Annotated in this window: 14 protein-coding genes; 8 read left to right on the forward strand and 6 right to left on the reverse strand. The window is 70.5% G+C overall.

Annotated elements, in window-relative coordinates; all coding sequences use genetic code 11:
- Positions 1-79 precede the first annotated feature (79 nt).
- Together ACIA8X_RS07770 and galE are read left to right on the forward strand one after the other, a co-directional pair.
- Positions 80-1,765 carry a glycosyltransferase family 2 protein gene (locus tag ACIA8X_RS07770; protein WP_399457966.1) on the forward strand — a complete coding sequence of 562 codons (1,686 nt, stop codon included), beginning with the start codon at positions 80-82 and terminating at the stop codon, positions 1,763-1,765.
- 148 nt (positions 1,766-1,913) lie between these two features.
- Positions 1,914-2,909 (forward strand): UDP-glucose 4-epimerase GalE, encoded by a 996-nt coding sequence (gene galE, locus ACIA8X_RS07775; RefSeq protein WP_393457066.1) that lies wholly within the window; start codon positions 1,914-1,916, stop codon positions 2,907-2,909.
- A gap of 56 nt (positions 2,910-2,965) precedes the next feature.
- Here galE and ACIA8X_RS07780 read toward each other — a convergent pair whose 3' ends face one another.
- Together ACIA8X_RS07780 and ACIA8X_RS07785 are read right to left on the reverse strand one after the other, a co-directional pair.
- On the reverse strand, positions 2,966-3,619 hold the full coding sequence (locus ACIA8X_RS07780) for a response regulator transcription factor (protein WP_399457967.1): 654 nt from the start codon (positions 3,617-3,619) through the stop codon (positions 2,966-2,968).
- 101 nt (positions 3,620-3,720) lie between these two features.
- Positions 3,721-4,362: a TetR/AcrR family transcriptional regulator gene (locus ACIA8X_RS07785; RefSeq protein WP_393457060.1), complete on the reverse strand. Its 642-nt coding sequence runs from the start codon at positions 4,360-4,362 to the stop codon at positions 3,721-3,723.
- Positions 4,363-4,707: 345 nt separating this feature from the next.
- On the opposite strand from ACIA8X_RS07785, the gene ACIA8X_RS07790 reads away from it, so the two are divergent.
- The 4 genes from ACIA8X_RS07790 to ACIA8X_RS07805 all read left to right on the forward strand — a co-directional run bounded on the left by ACIA8X_RS07790 (position 4,708) and on the right by ACIA8X_RS07805 (position 10,596).
- Complete coding sequence (locus ACIA8X_RS07790) at positions 4,708-5,625, forward strand: ABC transporter permease (RefSeq protein ID WP_393457057.1); 918 nt, start codon at positions 4,708-4,710, stop codon at positions 5,623-5,625.
- 25 nt (positions 5,626-5,650) lie between these two features.
- Positions 5,651-6,520, forward strand: coding sequence for an ABC transporter ATP-binding protein (locus ACIA8X_RS07795; RefSeq protein WP_393457629.1), 870 nt, complete (start codon positions 5,651-5,653; stop codon positions 6,518-6,520).
- A 93-nt stretch (positions 6,521-6,613) separates the two neighbouring features.
- Positions 6,614-8,914 carry a CDP-glycerol glycerophosphotransferase family protein gene (locus ACIA8X_RS07800; protein ID WP_399457968.1) on the forward strand — a complete coding sequence of 767 codons (2,301 nt, stop codon included), beginning with the start codon at positions 6,614-6,616 and terminating at the stop codon, positions 8,912-8,914.
- Complete coding sequence (locus tag ACIA8X_RS07805; protein WP_399457969.1) at positions 8,911-10,596, forward strand: glycosyltransferase family 2 protein; 1,686 nt, start codon at positions 8,911-8,913, stop codon at positions 10,594-10,596. Before ACIA8X_RS07800 ends, ACIA8X_RS07805 begins: the two co-directional genes overlap by 4 nt.
- Positions 10,597-10,911: 315 nt before the next feature.
- On the opposite strand, the gene ACIA8X_RS07810 is transcribed toward ACIA8X_RS07805, so the two are convergent.
- Both ACIA8X_RS07810 and ACIA8X_RS07815 read right to left on the reverse strand, forming a co-directional pair.
- A complete protein-coding gene (locus ACIA8X_RS07810; RefSeq protein WP_399457970.1) occupies positions 10,912-11,448 on the reverse strand; it encodes a hypothetical protein in 537 nt (178 codons plus the stop codon).
- 99 nt (positions 11,449-11,547) lie between these two features.
- Complete coding sequence (locus tag ACIA8X_RS07815) at positions 11,548-16,482, reverse strand: NAD-glutamate dehydrogenase (RefSeq protein ID WP_399457971.1); 4,935 nt, start codon at positions 16,480-16,482, stop codon at positions 11,548-11,550.
- 889 nt (positions 16,483-17,371) lie between these two features.
- Here ACIA8X_RS07815 and ACIA8X_RS07820 point away from each other — a divergent pair.
- On the forward strand, positions 17,372-17,938 hold the full coding sequence (locus tag ACIA8X_RS07820; protein ID WP_393457042.1) for a DJ-1/PfpI family protein: 567 nt from the start codon (positions 17,372-17,374) through the stop codon (positions 17,936-17,938).
- 18 nt (positions 17,939-17,956) lie between these two features.
- Here the strand turns inward: ACIA8X_RS07820 and ACIA8X_RS07825 are convergent, their stop codons facing one another.
- Entirely contained in the window at positions 17,957-18,622 is a 666-nt protein-coding gene (locus ACIA8X_RS07825) for an HAD family hydrolase (protein WP_393457039.1), read from the reverse strand.
- Between the two features lie 80 nt (positions 18,623-18,702).
- Positions 18,703-19,218: a DUF6912 family protein gene (locus ACIA8X_RS07830; RefSeq protein WP_393457036.1), complete on the reverse strand. Its 516-nt coding sequence runs from the start codon at positions 19,216-19,218 to the stop codon at positions 18,703-18,705.
- A gap of 326 nt (positions 19,219-19,544) precedes the next feature.
- On the opposite strand from ACIA8X_RS07830, the gene ACIA8X_RS07835 reads away from it, so the two are divergent.
- Positions 19,545-20,177, forward strand: coding sequence for an Rv3235 family protein (locus ACIA8X_RS07835; protein ID WP_393457033.1), 633 nt, complete (start codon positions 19,545-19,547; stop codon positions 20,175-20,177).
- Positions 20,178-20,236 lie beyond the last annotated feature (59 nt).

Genomic DNA, 20,236 nt, shown 5'->3' on the forward strand with positions numbered 1-20,236 from the left:
GAAGTCCTGCTTGACGGGCGACAAGTCCCGCTTGACGGGCGCGACAATCCACCATTTCCCACGATCCCGGAACGGGCCCATGCACCCTCCCGCCGCACCCGCCACGCGCGACCCGCACACCGTGCACGCAGCGAGCGCCGCGAGCACCTCGCACACCGCGCGCGAGCCGCAGGTCGCCGTCGTCGTCATCGGCTACAACGACGCGGCGCACGTGACGACCGCCGTCCGCTCGGCGCTGGCGCAGGGTCCCGCGGTCCGGGAGGTCGTCGCCGTCGACGACTGCTCGACCGACGACAGCCCGGAACTCCTCGCCCGCCTCGCCGCGAGCGAACCGCGCGTGAAGGTGGTCCGGTGCCGGGTCAACAGCGGCGGCTGCGGCAGCCCGCGCAACACCGGCCTCGACCGGGTGACAGCGCCGTACGTGATGTTCCTGGACAGCGACGACGTCCTGCCGCCGGGCGCGGTGGACACGCTGCTCGCGGCGGCGAGGGGCGCGTGCGCGGAGGTGGCGGGCGGGCTCTGCGTGCGGCGGGAGCTGCCCGAGGGGCGTGCGGTGCCGTGGGAGGCGGCTCTGTACGCCGCGCACGCCGTGTACGAGCGGCCCGTGCAGCGCCCACGCCTGGTCCACGACACGCTCTGCGTCAACAAGCTCTACCGCACGGACTTCCTGCGCGAGCACGGCATCCGCTTCCCCGAAGGCCGCTTCCCCTACGAGGACTTCGTCTTCAGCGCGCGCGTGCTGGCCGCCGGGCCGCGCATCGCCCTCGTCCCCGACCGGGTGTACGTCTGGCATGTGCGCCGCTCCGCCGACCGGCTGTCGATCTCCCTGGACCGCGCCGACATCGCCAACTGGCGGGCGCGCACGGAGGCGTGCCGACTGGCGTACGAGATCCTGCTGGGCGCCGGCCAGAAGGAGCTGGCGCGGGCGGCGCGCGGCAAGTTCCTCGACCACGAACTGCGCATGTACGTGCGCGAGTTGGGCATGCACGACACCGAGTACCGGCGCGCGTGGTGGGCGCACACCCGGGCGTACCTCGCCGAGTACGACGCGTCCGACTGGGCGTACAACCCCACCGCACCCGGCCGCCTCATCGGCCGCGTCGTCCTGGCCTCCCCCGAGCCCCGCGACCTGCCCCGCCTCAGAGACCTGGCCTCCCGCCCCGCCCGTCTCCTCCCTCCCTACGCCCGCACCCCCGACGGCACGCCCGCCTGGTCCGCCGACCTCCCCCAGGTCACCCTGGAACCCGTACTGACGCGTCCCGTCCATCTCCTCCCCCTCGCCATGGACGCGGAACTGCGCCCACGCGCGCGTGCCGCCCTTCTCCGGCTGCGCCTGCACGAGCTGTACGGCAGGGTGGCGCAGGCGGGCCCGGAGGCGCTGGAGGTGGAGTGGCGATGCCGGGAGTCGGGGCGGGCGGCGGGGGCGCGTACCGCGGTGGCGCCCACGCGTTCGACCGACGGCGGCTGGTGCGTGGACACGCCGGTGCCCTGGGTCACCTTCTCCGGGTCGTCCGGCGCGGGCACCTGGGATCTACGCGTACGCGTGCGCTTCCGAGCCGGCGCATACCGCGAGGTCACAGCGCATGCCCGCGCGGGCGCCGGCCTGCTGCGCCGCCGCGCCGTGTTCAGCACCCGTCACGCCCTACTACTCGTACAGCCGTACGCCACGAACTCCGGAGCACTGGCACTACGCGTGGCCCCTGGTTTACGCGGAGTTACCTCAGTAGTCCGCGCGAGACTCCACCGCCTGCTTCACTGTCACTGACACCGACGTCACTGACACCGACGTCTCTGAGACCGACGGCAGGCACCGACCGACAGCACCGACCGCAAGCACCGACACCGACACCGACCACGGTCACGACACCGACCGCGGACGACCACAGGCCCACTGATGAGGGGACGGCCGCACAATGACCTGGCTGATCACCGGCGGCGCCGGTTACATCGGAGCGCACGTCGTACGGGCGATGACCGAGGCGGGCGAGCACGCCGTGGTGTACGACGACCTGTCCACCGGCATCGTCGAGCGCGTGCCGGACGGCGTGCCGCTCGTGGTCGGCTCGACCCTGGACGGCGAGCGCGTCGCCCGCGCCCTGATGGCGCACCGCATCACCGGTGTCATCCATCTCGCGGCGAAGAAGCAGGTCGGCGAGTCGGTCGACCGCCCCCTGCACTACTACCGGGAGAACGTCGAGGGCCTGCGCGTCCTCCTCGACGCGGTGGCCTCGGCCCCCCGCGTACGGTCCTTCGTCTTCTCCTCGTCGGCGGCGGTGTACGGCATGCCGGACGCTGCGCGAGACGGCGCCCTGGTCACCGAGGAGACGCCGTGCGTGCCGATGTCGCCGTACGGCGAGACGAAGCTGGCCGGCGAGTGGCTGGTCCGGGCCACGGCCCGCGCGACCGGCCTGTCCACGGCATCGCTGCGCTACTTCAACGTGGCGGGCGCGGCGACCCCCGAACTCGCCGACGTCGGGGTCTTCAACCTCATCCCCATGGTCTTCGAGAAGCTCACGGAGGACGCGCCCCCGCGCATCTTCGGCGACGACTACCCGACCCCCGACGGCACCTGCGTCCGCGACTACATCCACGTCGTCGACCTGGCCGAGGCCCATGTGGCCGCGGCCCGCGCCCTCCAGGACGCTCCCGGCCGCGACCTCACCCTCAACATCGGCCGCGGAGAAGGCGTTTCGGTCCGCGAGATGATCGACATGATCAACGCCATCACCGGCTACGACCGCCCCCCGACCGTCACCCCCCGCCGCCCCGGCGACCCGGCCAGCGTCGTCGCCTCCGCCGACCGCATCACCACAGAACTGGGCTGGAAGGCCAAGCACGACGTCCAGGACATGATCACGTCGGCGTGGGAGGGGTGGGTGCGGTTGCATCCGGGGGCGGCACGGGACTGAGGTGTGGGGTGCCTTCGGTGTGCTTCATCCGCCGAGCTCGCCCGACGGTTGGGCGGCTAGCCGCGCTGTGCGTTGTTCAGGTACGCCAGCACCGCCAGCACCCTTCGATGCCCGCTGTCGCTCTGCGGCAGGCCGAGTTTGAGGAAGACGTTGCCGATGTGCTTGTGGACGGCGCGTTCGGTGACGACGAGGGTCTTGGCGATGGTCGCGTTGTCGTGGCCCTCGGCCATGAGCGACAGCACCTCGCGCTCGCGCGGGGTGAGGGAGTCGAGCGGGGAGTCGCGGCGGCGGGTCAGCAGCTCGGTGACCACCTCGGGGTCGAGCGCTGTGCCGCCGCCCGCCACCCGCTCCAGCGCGTCGAGGAACTCGTCCACCCGGCCGACCCGATCCTTGAGCAGGTAGCCGAGGCCGCTCGCGCCACCGCCGAGGAGTTCGGCGGCGTACGACTGCTCGACGTACTGGGAGAGCACCAGCACCGGCAGCCCGGGCATCTCCTTGCGCGCGGCGAGCGCGGCGCGCAGCCCCTCGTCGCGGAAGTCAGGCGGCATCCGTACGTCGAGCACGGCGGCGTCGGGGTGGTGCTCCAGCAGCGCGGGCAGGATCTCGGGGCCCGTGCCGGCGACGGCCACGACCTCGTGTCCGGCCGACGTCAGCAGCAGGACCAGACCCTCGCGCAGCAGGGCGTTGTCCTCGGCGATCACGACTCTCACGGCAGTCTCCGCCTCTGTTCCGGTACTCCGGTATCCCGGATTCACCGCACGCGCGCGGTGAGGCCGCCTCGATCAACCGGCGGTCGCTGCGCGCAGCCTACTCACAGCGCCTTGAGCGCCTGCGTCGTGGCCCGGGCCAGCGCGTCCAGGTAGCCCTTGGGCAACTTCTGGCCGCGGGCCGCCACCACCGTCCGCCAGTACAGCGGGCCCGAGATCAGGTCGAGCGCCAGCTCGTCGTCGAAGCCCTTGCGCAGCTCGCCGCGCTGCTCCGCCCCGATCAGGATCTTGTTCGCGACCCCCTCCTGCCCCTGCTCCAACGCCTTCTGCAGCGCCTCGGCGATCTCGGGGTTGCGGGCCGCCTCGGCCTGCAGGTCGGGGATGATCTGCGAGACCGCGGGGTGACGCAGGGCGCGCGAGGTCACCTCGTACAGCATCCGCAGGTCACCCTCCAGGGAGCCCGTGTTCGGCGTGGGCAGCCCCATCACCGCGACCGCCGACACCACGTCCAGCACCAGATGCAGCTTGGAACGCCAGCGCCGGTACACCGCCGTCTTGCCGACGCCCGCGCGGCGCGCGATGCCCTCTATCGACATCCGCGCGTAGCCGACGGCCGCCAGCTCCTCGAAGACGGCCGCCCGAATGGCCTCCGTCACGTCCTCGCGGAGCACGGCCGCGCCGGCGGGGGTCCGGCGGCGCGGGCGCGTCTGGGGCTGGTCGGCGTTGGTCGTCATGCGGACCAGCATAGGGCGTTACGACGATACGGTCCCGTCCCCACGTAGGGCGTCGGAACGCAACCGTTTCGTCGCTACCGACCTGCCGAGTCGCGCGCGTCGCAACGCAACCGTGCCGTCGCCACGTCGCCGTTACGTCATCCACGTCACGACGAAACGGTTGCGTTCCGACGCCCCCTCCGCCTACGCTCACGTTGCGACGATACGGTCCCGTCCCGACGTAAGAAAACGTGAAGAGAAGCGTAAGCAACCGCCGAACCACACCCCGGCAAGCACCACGCCGACCAGCACCGCCACGACGGACCAGCACCAGCACCCAACGCCTCACCCCGCCCCTCCCCGAAGAAAGCAGCGGATGTGACCCAGGCCCTCCACACACCGCCCACCACCCAGGCCCCGCCCGAAACCGACCTCACGGCCCTCGCCGCCCGGCACGGCCTGTCGGTCAGTGGTGCCCGCCCGTCCCTGCCCGAGTACATCCGCCAGCTGTGGGCGCGCCGCCACTTCATCACCGCGTTCGCCACCGCCAAGCTGACCGCGCAGTACAGCCAGGCGAAGCTCGGCCAGGTGTGGCAGGTGATGACGCCGTTGCTGAACGCGGCGGTGTACTACCTCATCTTCGGCGTCCTGCTCGGCACCAGCCACGGCGTGCCGGACTACGTCCCGTTCCTGGTGACGGGTGTGTTCGTGTGGACGTTCACGCAGAGCTCGATCATGGCGGGCACGCGCGCGATCTCCGGCAACCTCGGCCTCGTCCGCGCCCTGCACTTCCCGCGGGCCGCGCTGCCGATCTCCTTCGCGCTGCAGCAGCTCCAGCAGCTGCTGTTCTCGATGGCGGCCCTGGTCGTGATCCTGCTCTGCTTCGGCATTCCGGTCGCCGCCTCCTGGGTGCTGGCGGTCCCGGCACTCGTGCTGCAGTTCACCTTCAACGCGGGCGTCGCGATGGTCATGGCGCGGATGGGCGCGCGGACCCCGGACATCGCGCAGCTGATGCCGTTCGTGCTGCGTACTTGGATGTACGCGTCGGGCGTGATGTTCAGCATCAGCAAGATGATGAGCAAGCACGACGACCTGCCGTCCTGGGTGAGCTCGGCCCTGCAGGCCAACCCCGCGGCCGTCTACATCGACCTGATGCGCTTCACCCTGATCGACAGCTTCCACGCGAGCCAGCTCCCGCCGCACGTGTGGGCGATCGCGACGGGCTGGGCGCTGCTGGCGGGCGTCGGCGGCTTCATCTACTTCTGGAAGGCTGAGGAGACGTACGGCCGTGGCTGACAACGCAAAGACCGCAGACGACCGCATCCCCACCGACGAGACCCCCGCCAACAGGATCCCCACCGTCATCGCCGACGACGTCGACATCGTCTACCGCGTCAACGGCACCGGCGCCGGCCGCGGCTCGGCCACCGCCGCCCTCAACCGCATCCTGCGTCGCAAGCAGACCGAGAAGGCGGCGGGTGTGCGCAAGGTGCACGCCGTCAAGAAGGTCTCCTTCGTGGCGTACAGGGGCGAGGCCATCGGCCTCATCGGCACCAACGGTTCCGGCAAGTCCACCCTGCTCAAGGCGGTCGCGGGCCTGCTCCCGGTGGAGAACGGCAACATCTACACCGACGGCCAGCCGTCCCTCCTCGGCGTCAACGCGGCCCTGATGAACGACCTCACCGGTGAGCGCAACGTCTTCCTCGGCGGCCTCGCGATGGGCATGTCCCGCGAACAGGTCAGGGACCGCTACCAGGAGATCGTCGACTTCTCCGGCATCAACGAGAAGGGCGACTTCATCACCCTTCCCATGCGCACGTACTCCTCCGGCATGGCGGCCCGGCTGCGCTTCTCCATCGCCGCAGCCAAGGACCACGACGTCCTGCTGATCGACGAGGCGCTGGCGACGGGTGACCGCTCCTTCCAGAAGCGTTCCGAGGCCCGGATCCGCGAGCTGCGCAAGCACGCGGGCACGGTGTTCCTGGTCAGCCACAACAACAAGTCGATCCGCGACACCTGTGACCGTGTGCTGTGGCTGGAGCGCGGCGAGCTGCGCATGGACGGGCCGACGGACGAGGTGCTGAAGGAGTACGAGGCGTTCACGGGCGACAAGGCGGCCAAGCCGAACCCGAAGCCCAAGGCGAATCCCGCCCCCGTCCCCACCCCCGCCTCCGCCGCGGTTCCCTCGTGAGGCGCACTCCAGGGTCACCCTTTCACCCCATTAGTGACACTATGTCCGAGCAGGGTGCCCCACAGCGGTGACGAAGGCGAAGGAGTCCTCGCGATGCCCGAACTCACCGTCGTCGTCCACGGGCCCAACACCCAGGGCCGTCTGACCGGACTCCTCGCCTCCCTGGCCGCGCACCCCCACCCCGACGTCGAGGTGATCGTGGCCGCGGTCGGCGCCTGGGCGCAGGAGACGGCCCGGGCGTACGCCCCCCAGATGCTGGTCCTGCCCCTGCCGGACGGGACGGACGACGCCGCGGCCCGGTCGGCGGGGGCTGCCCGGGCCTCCGGCCGCTGGCTGCACTTCGTGCACAGCAAGGACGGTCTGCCCGCCGGCGCCCCGCGCATGGTCGCCGAGCGTGCCGCGGAGTTGCCGGACGAGGTGGACGTCCTCCTCTTCGACCACGTCCGCTCCACCTGGGACACCTCCGGCCTCCCCTCCGAGGACGGCCCCCGCCTGGCCCGCGCGGGCCGCGCCGCCCACCCCCTGGACGACATCGCCCGCAGCGCGCTCCGCATCACTCCGCTCCTGGGCAACCGCGCGCTGCGCACCCCCTTCTGGCAGGCGCACGAACGCCGACTCACCACCCCCGACGAGCCGTTCGCGGCCTACGCCGCCCTCCTCCTCGCCGACCGCATCGCGGCCCTGAACCAAGTGGCGTACGAACACCACGAGTTGCGCCCCGAGAGCCTCCCCCCGGTCACCCCCGAGGACCACTACGCCCTCGTCGACCGCTACGAAACGCTCCTCACCCTCACCGAGAACCGCACCACAGCGCCCCTCCCCACAGCCGCGCCCCTCCCCACGGCGAACTCCGCAAGCCGCCCCGCACGCGTCTCCGCGACCCGCCCCGCACGCGTCTGCGCAACCCTCTCCGTCCTGTACGACGTGATGGTCCACGACTGCCTGCGCGCCTTCGCCCGCACGACCATGCCGGACCCCGTGGCCAGGGAGTTCTTCCGCCGAGCCGCCGCAGCGGCCGTACGCCACCGCCCGCCCGGGCACCGCCGCCCCGCCGGCCCCGAGGGCATCCGCCGGGCCCTGCTCGAAGAGAACGCCTACACCAGGTACCGCGCCTTCCAGGCCGCCAACCGCGCCCGCCGCGCCGCGAAGTCGGCCGTACGCACCCGCAGGCGCCAGGTCGCCGCCGCCCTCGGCGACCACCACTACCGCACGGCCCTGTCCCGCCCGGTCAACCCCAACCTGGCCGTCTTCGCGGCGTACTGGAACCGCGGGGTCGCCTGCAATCCGGCGGCCATCGCCGCCAAGCTCACCGAACTCGCCCCGCAGATCCACCCGGTGTGGGTGGTGACCCCCGAGAACGCGCCCCTCCTGCAACCCCACACCGACCACGTGCTCCCCGGCACCCGCCGCTACCGCGAGGTGCTGGCCACGGCGAAGTACCTGGTCAACAACGTCAACTACCCCAACGCGATCGTGAAACGCCCGGACGCGATCCACCTCCAGACCCACCACGGAACCCCGCTCAAACGCATGGGCGTGGACCAGATGGAGTTCCCGGCGGCGGCCAAGGGCCTCGACTTCCAAGCGCTTCTCGCCCGTATCGACAAGTGGGACTACAGCGTCTCGGCGAACAGCCACTCCACCCGCATGTGGGAACGCGCGTACCCGTCCCGCTTCGTCTCCCTCGACCACGGCTACCCGCGCAACGACGTCTACTACACGGCCACGGCAGCCGACATCCGCGCCATCCGCGACCGCCTGGGCATCCCCCCGACGCACCGCGCGATCCTCTACGCCCCCACCCACCGCGACTACGAGGCCGGCTGGACCCCCCGCCTCGACCTCGCCGGCCTCGCCGACCGGCTCGGCGAGGACACGGTCCTCCTGGTCCGCGGCCACTACTTCTACGACGGCACCGCATCTCCCCTGAGCGGCCCCCTGACCACCCTGCGCCGCACCGGCCGAATCATCGACGTGTCCGCCTACGACCCGGTCGAGGACCTGGCCCTGGCCGCCGACGCCCTGGTCACCGACTACTCGTCCCTCATGTTCGACTACGCCAACCTCGACCGCCCGATCGTCATCCACGCCGACGACTGGGAGACGTACCGCTCCACCCGTGGCGTCTACTTCGACCTGCTGGCCGAGCCACCGGGCCAGGTCGCCCGCACCCAGCAGGAACTGACCGAGATCCTCACCACCGAGGCCTGGCGCGACGAGGGCGCGACGAAGGCACGGGCGGCCTTCCGCCGCCGCTTCTGCGAGTACGACGACGGACGCGCCGCCGAACGGGTCGTACGCCGCGTGTTCCTGGGCGAGAGCGAGGAAGCCCTGCCGCAGGTGACCCCCCTGGAGCAACGCACACCGGCACCGACCCCCCGGGAGACGGCATGAGCCCCGAAGCCGCACCCCTGGATGCCCCGGACGTGACGGTCACGGTCATCGTCCACAACGACGCGGAACGCCTCCCCCGGGCAGTGGAATCGGTACGCCGCCAGACCCACGCCAACATCGAGATCGTGATCAGCGACGACCACTCGACCGACGAAACCCCCGAAGTGGCGCGGGCGTTGGCCGCCGAGGACCCTCGCATCCGCCACCTCCGCCTGCCGCGGAACAGCGGCGGCTGCAGCGCCCCGCGCAACCGCGCCCTGGAGATCACCCGAGCGCCGTACGTGATGTTCCTGGACAGCGACGACGAACTCACGGACAACGCGGTCGAACTGCTCCTGGCGGCCCACCGTGACCGGGAGATCGACTTCGCGATGGGCGCGGTACTGCGGATCCGGGAGGACAGCGGCCGCCGTACGAAATGGATGCCGCACCTGGTCGCGGAGGCCCGCACGGTGGTAGGCATCGAATCGGAACCCCGGCTGCTCTTCGAGCACCTGTCGACGAGCAAGATGTACGCCCGCACGTTCCTGGACCGCCACGACCTGCGATTCCCCGAGGGCATCCACTACGAGGACCAGCTGTTCACGGCACAGGCGTACTGCCTGGCCAAGGAGTTCACGATCATCCCGGAGCCGGTGTACCGCTGGCACATCGCACCCTTCGCGACCACGGACGCGGCATCGATCTCCAACCAGCGCGACAGACTCGACAACGTCCGCGACCGCGTCCGGGTCCAGCGCCTCATCGACGGCTTCCTCGCCGAGAGCGGGCACGGGGCGCTGCGCGAGGACAAGGACTACAAGTTCCTCAAGCACGACTTCCGTATGTACGCCGGGGACCTGCCGTACCGCGACGAGCGATGGCTGAGTTCCTTCGCGGACATCACCGTCCCCTACCTGGAAACCCTCTCCCCCCAGGCCTACGCCCGACTGCCGCGTACGGAACGGGTGGTCCTGCAGCTGATCCGCGAACGCCGCTTCCCCGAAGCACGACTGGCGGCAAGGGGCTTGGGCCGCGCGGTGGCACCCCGCCAAGTCAGCCAGGACGCGGAGGGCAACACGTACTGGGGAGCCACCCTCCCTCCATCAACCTGGTCCCGCCGCGAACTGGACGTGGCCGACCTGGAGTTGGACACCCGCCCGTTCCGAAGCGCCCAGTTCCGCCACGAGATCACGGAACTCACCCGCGGCCCCGGCGCCTCGATCGACCTGACGATCCGGACCTACGACCCCGGCCTACGCCTCCCGGTCGGCCCCCAGCGCGCAAGCCTCCTCCTCACCCCCGGCCGACGCCGCCTCACCACCCCCTTCCGCCTGACCCCCGTCAGCCCCGGCGTCTTCGAGGGCCAAGTCCACCTGGACCTGACCACGGCCCCCGTCCCCCACCACGGCTTCGCGGGCGTCCGCCACCCCCTCCTCCGCATCGAGCACCAGGGCCTACGCCACACGGCCGTACTCCTGGCCCCCCTGACCTTCCCCACCCTCACAACCCGCATCAACTACCACACCGCCACGGCCCCCCACCACGTAACAATCGAACCCGAGGGCCGAGGCCCCGGCCGCCTCCAGGTGCGGTGGCAGCCGGCGGGCGTAACGGCGAGGCTGGTCCACCCGGCGGCACGGCGACTGGCCCGGCCGAGGGTGCGCAGAGCGGCACGTCTGATACGGAGCGCGCTGCGCTAGCCAGGACATGCAGGTCGTGAACCCGCAACCCCACCTATGACCGACGGCAACTCCTCGACACCGGCCCAGGCATTTCAGCCCGCCCGGCGCTTGAGGCCGAGGCGTCTTAGTGGACCGACGGCACCTTCTCGACGCGGGCCCGTGTCATTCAGCCCGTCCGGCGTTTGAGGACGAGGCCCTTTCGGGGCCGATACGGGGGTCTGGGGGCGGAGCCCCCAGAAGGGACCCGGGGTCGAAGGGGCAGAGCCCCTGGAGGACGGGACGGGTAGGGGCGGCGGGGGCGAAACCCGTCGGCGGCACCACAACACACGAACCTCACCGCACCACCTCATACAACACCTCCCCACCCGGCCCCCAAGCCACCACCCGCACCCCCGCCTCCCTCCGCCCCACCCCCCGATCCACAACCCACCGCACCCGATATGCCTCCACAACCCCCCGCCGCACACCCACCGACGTCCCCACCGCGAAGTACCGCCGCACAGCCGCCTCCCGCCGCCCCTCATCCGGCAGGAAGAAGTCGGGATGCCCAGGCGCCACGGTGTAAGCCCCGTACGCCGAAATCTGCCGAGCCGGAACCGTCCGCGCCATGACGACATCCCCGTACTTCACCCACGGAGTGACCCAGTGGTACCCCACCCACGGCGAGTAGTACGGACTCGGCGTGTCCGCGTCGCCCAGAGGATTGCCGGGATCGACCAGGCTGTGCCGCAGCCTCTGCACGGTCGCCGCGTGCACGCCGAGGTCACCGGCCCACGGCAGCCGGACGATCACGAGGACGAGCAGCAGGACTACGAACCCGGCGGCAAGCCCGGCAACGACCTGCGGAACGCCCGCCGTTCTCCGCAACACGGCCCGCATCATGCTCACGCGAGCCGTTTTGCCCCACATGCACGAGCGCCCCGGACTGTCACAGTCCGGGGCGCCCTGACCTACGTACCACTCAAAGACTTACGAATGCTGCCGCAACAACGTCCGCATGGTCCGCATGGCCACCGACAGGTTGGCCAGATCGAAGGCCTCCGACCCCTGGATATCCTCCAGCGTCGTCCGCGCCCGCCCAAGAATCGCCGTGTTCTTCTGCTCCCACGCCTTGAACCGCTGCTCGGGCGTCGCGGTGCCGTTGCCGGCCGCCAGGATGTCCGAGGTCAGGGCCGCGTGGGCGGCGTAGAGGTCCTCGCGGATGGAGGCGCGGGCCATCGACTGCCAGCGGTCCGAGCGAGGCAGCTCGATGATGCGGTCCATGAGCTGGGTGATGCTGAGGCGGTCGGCGAGGTCGTAGTAGACCTCGGCGACGTCCATCGAGTCCTTGCCCAGGCGGTCGGCCACGGACACGATGTCCAGCGTCGGGAAGGCCGAGGAGAACCCGGCCACGCGGGTGGCCAGTTCGGCCGGGACGCCGACGCCGGTCAGCTCGTCGTAGATCTGCTGGTACCACTCCAGGTCCGCGCCCTTGAGCAGCTTCGGCAACTGCGACCAGACCTGCTCGACCCGCTCGGCGAAGAAGTCGATGGTGTCGGCGAGCTCCAGCGGCTGCGGCCGGTTGTTGAGCAGCCAGCGCGTGCCGCGCTCGACGAGGCGGCGCGAGTGCAGCCGGATCCGGGTCTGGACGGCGGCGTCGACCTTGTTGTCGAGCGCCTCGACCGCGTCCCACACGACCGCCGAGCGGAAGATCGCGCGGGCCACGGTCTGCGCCCGGACGATCTCCTCCAGTGAGGCACCGGTCTCCTCGCGCAGCCGGTGCAGATACGTCGTACCGCCCGTGTTGACCGTGTCGTTGACCAGCACGGTCGTGGTGATCTCACGGCGCAGCGGGTGACTGACGAGGTACTCCGGGAACTGCTCGCGCAGCGCGGTCGGGAAGTACGCGTGCAGCAGGGTGCTCAGGTACGGGTCGTCCGGCAACGAGGTGTCCAGCAGTTCGTCGGCGACCGTGATCTTGGTGTACGCCAGCAGGACGGCCGTCTCCGCGCCGGTCAGGCCATGGCCGGTGCCGAGGCGTTCGCGGATCTGGCGGTCGGTGGGCAGGAACTCCAGCGCCCGGTTCAGGTGACCCTCCCTGACCAGGTGCTTCATGAAGCGCTGCTGGGCGTGGAGCATGTCCTTGGACTGGGCGAGGGCGTTGGCGATCGCCGTGTTCTGCGCGTAGTTGTTGCGCAGGACCAGGCGGCCGACCTCGTCGGTCATCTCGGCGAGCAGCTTGTTGCGCTGCTTGACGGTCATGTCGCCCTCTGCGACCAGGCCGTTGAGCAGGATCTTGATGTTCACCTCGTGGTCGGAGGTGTCCACGCCCGCGCTGTTGTCGATGGCATCGCTGTTGATCTTGCCGCCGTGTCGCGCGAACTCGATCCGGCCGAGCTGGGTCAGGCCCAGGTTGCCGCCCTCGCCGACGACCTTGACGCGCAGGTCGGCGCCGTCGACGCGGATGACGTCGTTGGCCTTGTCACCGACGTCCGCCTGGGTCTCGGTCGAGGCCTTCACATACGTACCGATGCCGCCGTTCCACAGCAGGTCCACCTGCGCGCTGAGGATGGCCTTCATCAGCTCGGCCGGCGTCATCTTGGAGACCTTGCCCTTGATGCCGAGGGCCTCGCGGATGTGCGCGTTGACCGGGATGGCCTTGGCGCTGCGCGGGAAGATCCCGCCGCCGGCCGACAGCAGCTCGGTGTTGTAGTCCGCCCAGCTGGAGCGCGGCAGCTCGAACAGGCGACGGCGCTCGGCGTACGAGGTCGCCGCGTCCGGGACCGGATCGATGAAGATGTGCCGGTGGTCGAAGGCGGCGACCAGGCGGATGTGCTCGCTGAGCAGCATGCCGTTGCCGAACACGTCACCGGACATGTCGCCGATGCCGACGACCGTGAAGTCCTGGGTCTGCGTGTCCACGCCCAGCTCGCGGAAGTGGCGCTTGACGGACTCCCAGGCGCCGCGGGCGGTGATGCCCATGCCCTTGTGGTCGTAGCCGGCCGAGCCGCCGGAGGCGAAGGCGTCCCCGAGCCAGAAGTTGTACTGCTCGGCGACCCCGTTGGCGATGTCGGAGAAGGTCGCGGTGCCCTTGTCGGCGGCGACGACGAGGTAGGTGTCGTCCTCGTCGTGCCGTACGACATCGGCGGGCGGCACGACCTCGCCCGCGACCATGTTGTCGGTGATGTCGAGCAGCGCCGAGATGAAGGTCTTGTAGCTCGCGACGCCCTCGGCGAGCCACGCGTCCCGGTCCACGCTCGGGTCCGGCAGCTGCTTGGCGACGAAGCCGCCCTTGGCGCCGACCGGCACGATGACGGTGTTCTTCACCATCTGCGCCTTGACCAGGCCGAGGATCTCGGTACGGAAGTCCTCGCGCCGGTCGGACCAGCGCAGGCCACCGCGCGCGACCTTGCCGAAGCGCAGGTGCACGCCCTCGACGCGCGGCGAGTAGACCCAGATCTCGTACGCCGGGCGCGGCGCGGGCAGGTCGGGGATGGCCTGCGGGTCGAACTTCATGGAGACGTAGTCGTGCGGCTTGCCGCCGAGCGCCTCCTGGAAGAAGTTCGTCCGCAGGGTCGCCTTGATGACGGTGAGGAAGGACCGCAGGATCCGGTCCTCGTCGAGGCTCGCGACCTGGTCGAGCGCCGCGTCGACCTCTTCGAGCAGCGCGTCCACGATCTCGCGGCCCGCGCGCTGGCGGTCCGGCGACATCCGCGCCTCGAACAGGGAGACGAGGAGGCGGGTGGTGTGGACGTTGTTGCGGAGGGTGTCCTCCATGTAGTCCTGCGAGAAGGTGGAGCCCGCCTGCCGCAGGTACTTGGCGTACGCCCGCAGCACCGTCGCCTGCCGCCAGGTCAGCCCGGCGCTCAGCACGAGGGCGTTGAAGCCGTCGTTCTCCGCCTTGCCGGTCCAGGTCGCGGCGAACGCCTCCGAGAACCGCTCGCGCGCGTCGTCACCGAGATAGTCACCGGCGCCCGCCGACTTGGGCATCCGCAGACCGAAGTCGTAGATCCAGGCGGCGCTGCGGTCGGAGCAGCGCAGTTCGTACGGCCGCTCGTCCACGACCTCGACGCCGAGCCGGGTGAGGACCGGCAGGACGGCCGACAGGGAGACGGCCGGGCCCTTGCGGTAGATCTTGAAACGGCGCTCCTCCGGGGCGGCGCCGACCGGCTCGTACAGGCTGAGCGAGAAGTTGTTCTCCTCGGTGAGCTGTTCGATGTGGACGAGGTCGGCGACCGCGGAGCGCGGGCTGTGGTCGGCCTTGTAGCCCTCGGGGAAGGCATTGGAGTAGCGGCGCAGCAGCTCCGCGGCGTGCTCCTCGCCGAGTTCGGCGTTGAGCGCGTCGGCGAAGCCGTCGGCCCAGGAGCGCGCGGCCTCGACGAGACGCGCCTCGATGCGCTCCTTGTCGCTGTCGCTGAGCTCCGGCAGCTCGGTGCCCTGCGGGACCCGGACGACGAAGTGCAGCCGGGAGAGGATCGACTCGGTGTTCCAGGCGGTGAAGTCGACGCTGGTGCCGCCGAGCTCCTCCTTCAGGATGTCGATGATCCGCAGGCGCACGCCGGTGGTGTAGCGGTCCCGGGGGAGGTAGACGAGGGCGGAGTAGTAACGCCCGTACTCGTCCTGCCGCAGGTAGAGCCGCAGCCGACGGCGTTCCTGCAGGTAGAGCACGGAGGTGGCGATCTGCTGGAGCTCGGGGACCGGGGTCTGGAAGAGCTCGTCGCGCGGGTACGTCTCCAGGATCTGCAGCAGGTCTCGCCCGTCGTGGCTGTGGGGCGAGAACCCGGCGACCCGCAGCACGTCGTCGACCTTGCGCCGCACGACGGGCACGCGGCGGACGGACTCGGTGTAGGCGGCGGAGGAGAACAGTCCCAGGAACCGCCGCTCGCCGACGACCTCGCCGTTCTCGTCGAACTTCTTCACGCCGACGTAGTCGAGGTACGACGGACGGTGCACGGTCGCCCGGCTGTTGGCCTTGGTGAGGATGAGGAGCTTGTGCTCGCGGGCCTTGGCGCGGGCGTCGGCGGGCAGCCGCTCGAAGGACGGGCTGACGGGGTGGCTGTCGCCCTCGGCGTGGTGCGGGTCGGCGCGCAGGATACCGAGCCCGGTGCCCGGCACGGCGGCCAGCGAGTCGTCCTCCCGCAGCTCGTACTCGCGGTAGCCGAGGAAGGTGAAGTGGTCGTCGGCCAGCCAGCGCAGCAGCTCGCGGGCCTCCTCGAACTCCTGCTCACGCAGGTCGGAATGGGGCTCCTGGGGCAGCTCGTCGGCCATGCGCATGGCCAGGTCCCGCATCTTGCTCCAGTCCTCGACGGCCTCGCGGACGTCGGACAGGACACGCAGCAGGTCGGCGGTGATCTGCTTCAGATCGGCGCGGTCGGTCTCGCGGTCGATCTCGACGTGGATCCAGGACTCGGTGTGGGTGTCGTGCGGCGGCTCGCCGGCGGGCGGCGCGGTGAGCACCTCGATGAGCTTGCCGGTGACGTCGCGGCGGACGAAGACCTGCGGGTGGATGACGACGTGGATCCCACGCCCCTGTCGGGTCAGCTCGTTGGTCACGGAATCGACGAGGAAGGGCATGTCATCGGTGACGACTTCGACGACGGAGTGGCTGCAGGTCCACCCGTTCTCTTCCACGGTGGGTGTATGCACCCGCACGTTGGCCGTGCCCTGGGGACGGTTCTCGGCCAGACGGTAGTGCGAGAAGGCGGCTCCGAAGATGTCGACCGGGTCGCGGTCGGTGAGGTCCTCCGGTGCGGTGTGCAGGTAGTAGCGCTGGAGGAACGCGAGCACGGTGTCGTGGTCCGGGGTGCCGGCGGTGCCCTCGTCCGTCGTCCCGGTCGGTAGATACCCCCCGACCGGGCTGTTCTCAGCTACCCGGGCGGCCCTCTCGAGCAGCTCGGCCTTGGCTTCGTCCAGCTTGGTCTGCATTGTCCTCTGGCTCCTGTCGCGCGCCATTGCGTGACGTAGAAGGAAGTACGGTCTCTTCCCCTCCGGCGTAACGCCGCGACGCGGGGTGTCCGGTCTGCTTCGACGCTATGCCGCGAGGTGAGATGAGCGGGGATATATGAGCCAATTTTGAGCTGCCCACGGGGTGTGACGCTGCTCTCTGCCACGTCCGGGCCCAGGGTGTACATGACGTCCCGGGAGCCCTTGCGCCCCCCTCCCGCCCGCGAAGATCAGCGACCGCCGCCCGGTCACGGATGTCGTCCGTGCTCCCCGGGCGCAGGGCAGGGGCACCAGTGCCCCCGCGAGCTATCGCGCTGATCACGCCACCAAGGCTATCGCTCCTTACAGGGGGCCCGTCATGAGCCGTATGTGTACAAAACCAGGGGTGGAACTTTGACGTTCTGCACAGGGGCAAACGGGGCGGGGAGGGCGTAACTGGCGATGTGGGGTGGCGAGAGGGAGGCTGGGAGGGAGGACCGAGAGGGCGACTCGGGCAAGGGACGAGGCGGAAGCGGGCCATCCGGAGGCAGCCCGTGTCCGAAAACAGCGGTGAGGTGGGGCCGCTGGATGCTGAGGTGGGGCCGCTGGATGCAGCGAACGCACACAGCGACAGCCGATGGGCGGCCACGGGGACGACCCCGTGTCGCAGCCCGTGGGCGGCACCCGGTAGCGCCGGGCGGCGCAGCGCTCCGCACCCAGCCGCACCGCCGTGCACCCCGCGAACACCGGTCACAGAATCCCACCCTCCTGGCACCCCCACAGCCGCACACCCCCTTGGCAATCCCGCCACCCAGAGGCACGTTGCCCAGTAGGCCGCCCCCGACGGAGCCGCAGACCACGGCACGACGGCCAACAAGAGGAGCGCACCGACATGACCGCGAAAATCCTCATCGTCACCGGCGACGCCGCAGAGTCACTGGAGGTCCTCTACCCCTACCAGCGCCTCCGCGAAGAGGGCTACGACGTCCACATCGCGGCCCCCACCCGCAAGAAGCTCCAGTTCGTGGTCCACGACTTCGAACCCGGCTTCGACACCTACACCGAGAAGCCCGGCTACACCTGGCCCGCCGACCTCGCCTTCTCCGAGGTCGACCCCGGCGACTACGCCGCCGTCGTCATCCCTGGCGGCCGCGCCCCCGAGTACCTCCGCAACGACCCCGAACTCCGCAAGATCCTCAAGTCGTTCTTCGACTCCGACAAGCCGGTCGCCCAGATCTGCCACGGCCCCCTGCTCACCGCCGCGACCGACAGCCTCCGCGGCCGCCGCGTCACCGCGTACCCCGCCCTTGAACTGGACATGCAAGCCGCCGGCGCCACCTTCCAGGACGCCGAGGCAGTGGTCGACGGCACCCTGGTCTCCGCCCGCGCCTGGCCGGACCACTCCGGCTGGATGCGCGAGTTCCTGACGGTGCTACGGGCGAAGGCACCGGTGACGTGACGGCTCGAAAGAGCCCGGCTACGCCGCCAGCCGCTCCGCCTCCGCGACCGCCTCCCCCAACGTGTCCACCACCGGCACCCCCACCGCCTCAAGACTCGCCCGGCTGTGCGACCCCCCGGTGTAGAGCACGGCCCGCGCCCCCACATGCAGCGCCGCCACCGCGTCGTCGGCGGCATCCCCGATCACCACCGTACGAGCGGGATCCACACTCACCAGCGCCTCTATGTGCCGCACCATGTGCTCGGCCTTGCTGCCGCCGGACGGCCCGGTCCGCCCGTCGACGCGTATGAAGTGCTCCTCGATCCCGAACCCCCGTACCAGCGGGACCAGTTCGTCATGCCCGTACATGCTCAGGATCGACTGGCTGCGCCCCGCCGACCGCCACTGCACGAGCAGCTCCGCCACGCCCTCGGTGAGCCCGCACCTCACCCGGTGCTCGGTGTAGTACCGGTGAAAGGTCTCGTCCATGACCTCCCACTCGGCCTCGTTCGGCAGCCGCCCCAGCAACCGCTCGTAGAACTTCGGCACCGGCACGCAGTACAGCGCCCGATACCGCTCCAGCGTGATCGGCTCCAGCCCCAGCTCGGCGAACGCCGCGTTCGTCGCCCCGATGATCGCGTCATTGTCATGGAACAGCGTCCCGTTCCAGTCCCAGACAATGTGCGTCCCTACTCGCTTCCCCATGCCAAAAACCGTACCCGCCACCACTGACAATCAAGAGAACGGCAGGTCAACGAGGCATCCGCAGCCATCCGGCGCCGGCGTCAGTCCCCCAGCCCCACCAGATTCGGAATCTCCTGAGTCGCGTACCACAGCAGCTCGTGGTCCTCGGCTCCGTCCACGACGAACTGGGCGTCGTCGTCCCCGCCGTCCGCCGCCGCGAGCGCCTCCACCGCCGCCGTCACATCCGCCTGCGCGTCGCCCGAGTCGACATGCACCGCGGCAGCCTTCGCCAGCGCCACGCCTCCGGCGATCCGCACCTCACCCAACGCGGACGGATCCAGCCCCCGGTCGGGATCGGCGACCGCCGCCCCGTCGGGCACGTCCACGGCGACCACGACCCGCCGCCGCACCGCACCGCCGTCCGCCGCCAGCAGCCGCAGCGAGGCCAGCGCGGCCCGGTTCAGCGCCGCGTACTCCAGCTCCTCGATGTCGTCGGAGAGGTACCACTCGCGCAACGCGGGCGTGACGGCGTACGCGACGAGCGGCCGGGTCCCCAACTCGCCCGTCTTGTACGCCTCGGCGAGGCCGGAGAGGGTCAGGGGGACGTAGACGCGCATGACTGACCGCTTTCGTACTCGGAAGGCTCCGCAAGGACTCGGAAGGGCGGACCCCGCACCTCCCGAACGGCCTTCAGGATACGTGCGCGTGTCCCCTTTCGAGTCCCCATCACCGCGTCGTCGGGCGTCCACTCCGGTCCGGAAACTCACCCGGTGCAGGCCCGCCAACATGGCCTTTCGAGCCTCTCGATCACCCAGATAAGTGAAGTTTTCGGCCCCTCGATCCGAGCCGGCGCTTCCTTGCCGTCGGCACCCAGAACCCCGTACAAGATCACCGACCGCGAAGTTACTGCCCGGTATCTCCGGGCCCACCGAACGGGGACCCCATGAACAAGGTCATGACCAGGACCCAGCACCGCCCTGGCACCCGCCCACCGACCCGCCGCGACACCCGCCGCCCCGGCAGCACCCCACCCCGCATCCCGAGCGGCGGCGCACCCCGTACGACATCCCCCGACGGCCGCCCACCCGGCTCTCCGGGCACCACGGGACTCCACGCCCGCACCAGGCCCGCGGACACCCGCCCACCGACCGCGACCGCCCCCACGCCAGCCCTCAAGCCGAGCCACGCGCACACCCCCACAGGCCGACCGGCCCCCTACAGCCCCGCCGTCCCCCAACTCCGCCCCACCGACGTCTTCGCCGACCGCCTGCTCCTGGTCCTGAGCGGCCAGCGCCCCGTCCACTCGATGCTCCGCCACACCGCAGGCCGTGCCTACGACGACCTCGCCTGGCTCGCGGAACGCAGCCCTCTGCGCACCCACGGCACCCGCCCCGTGGTCCGCGACATCGGCTTCTTCGAACCCCGCCCGGGCGCCGTCGAGGCCTTCGCCCGCATCGGCGCCGGCACCCAGCTGCGCGCCATGGCATTCCGCCTGGAACAAGGCGGCGACCTCCGCTGGCGCTGCACGGCCGTGGAACTGGGCGGCCCACGAAGGCCCCACAAGGACGACGACTGACCACAAGCGCGGGCTCGTCCACGCCACGAAGCGCCCAAACCGAAGGGCCGGGCCCCCAA

Source organism: Streptomyces sp. NPDC051738 (genome assembly GCF_044453205.1).
Lineage (GTDB): Bacteria > Actinomycetota > Actinomycetes > Streptomycetales > Streptomycetaceae > Streptomyces.

What these genes read in the sequence shown, in the direction of transcription:
- ACIA8X_RS07825 (WP_393457039.1), bottom strand. Translation starts at nt 18,622, where the DNA reads ATGGGGAAGCGAGTAGGGACGCACATTGTCTGGGACTGGAACGGGACG.
- ACIA8X_RS07770 (WP_399457966.1), top strand. Translation starts at nt 80, where the DNA reads ATGCACCCTCCCGCCGCACCCGCCACGCGCGACCCGCACACCGTGCAC.
- galE (WP_393457066.1), top strand. Translation starts at nt 1,914, where the DNA reads ATGACCTGGCTGATCACCGGCGGCGCCGGTTACATCGGAGCGCACGTC.
- ACIA8X_RS07830 (WP_393457036.1), bottom strand. Translation starts at nt 19,218, where the DNA reads ATGCGCGTCTACGTCCCCCTGACCCTCTCCGGCCTCGCCGAGGCGTAC.
- ACIA8X_RS07805 (WP_399457969.1), top strand. Translation starts at nt 8,911, where the DNA reads ATGAGCCCCGAAGCCGCACCCCTGGATGCCCCGGACGTGACGGTCACG.
- ACIA8X_RS07820 (WP_393457042.1), top strand. Translation starts at nt 17,372, where the DNA reads ATGACCGCGAAAATCCTCATCGTCACCGGCGACGCCGCAGAGTCACTG.
- ACIA8X_RS07785 (WP_393457060.1), bottom strand. Translation starts at nt 4,362, where the DNA reads ATGCTGGTCCGCATGACGACCAACGCCGACCAGCCCCAGACGCGCCCG.
- ACIA8X_RS07835 (WP_393457033.1), top strand. Translation starts at nt 19,545, where the DNA reads ATGAACAAGGTCATGACCAGGACCCAGCACCGCCCTGGCACCCGCCCA.
- ACIA8X_RS07815 (WP_399457971.1), bottom strand. Translation starts at nt 16,482, where the DNA reads ATGCAGACCAAGCTGGACGAAGCCAAGGCCGAGCTGCTCGAGAGGGCC.
- ACIA8X_RS07800 (WP_399457968.1), top strand. Translation starts at nt 6,614, where the DNA reads ATGCCCGAACTCACCGTCGTCGTCCACGGGCCCAACACCCAGGGCCGT.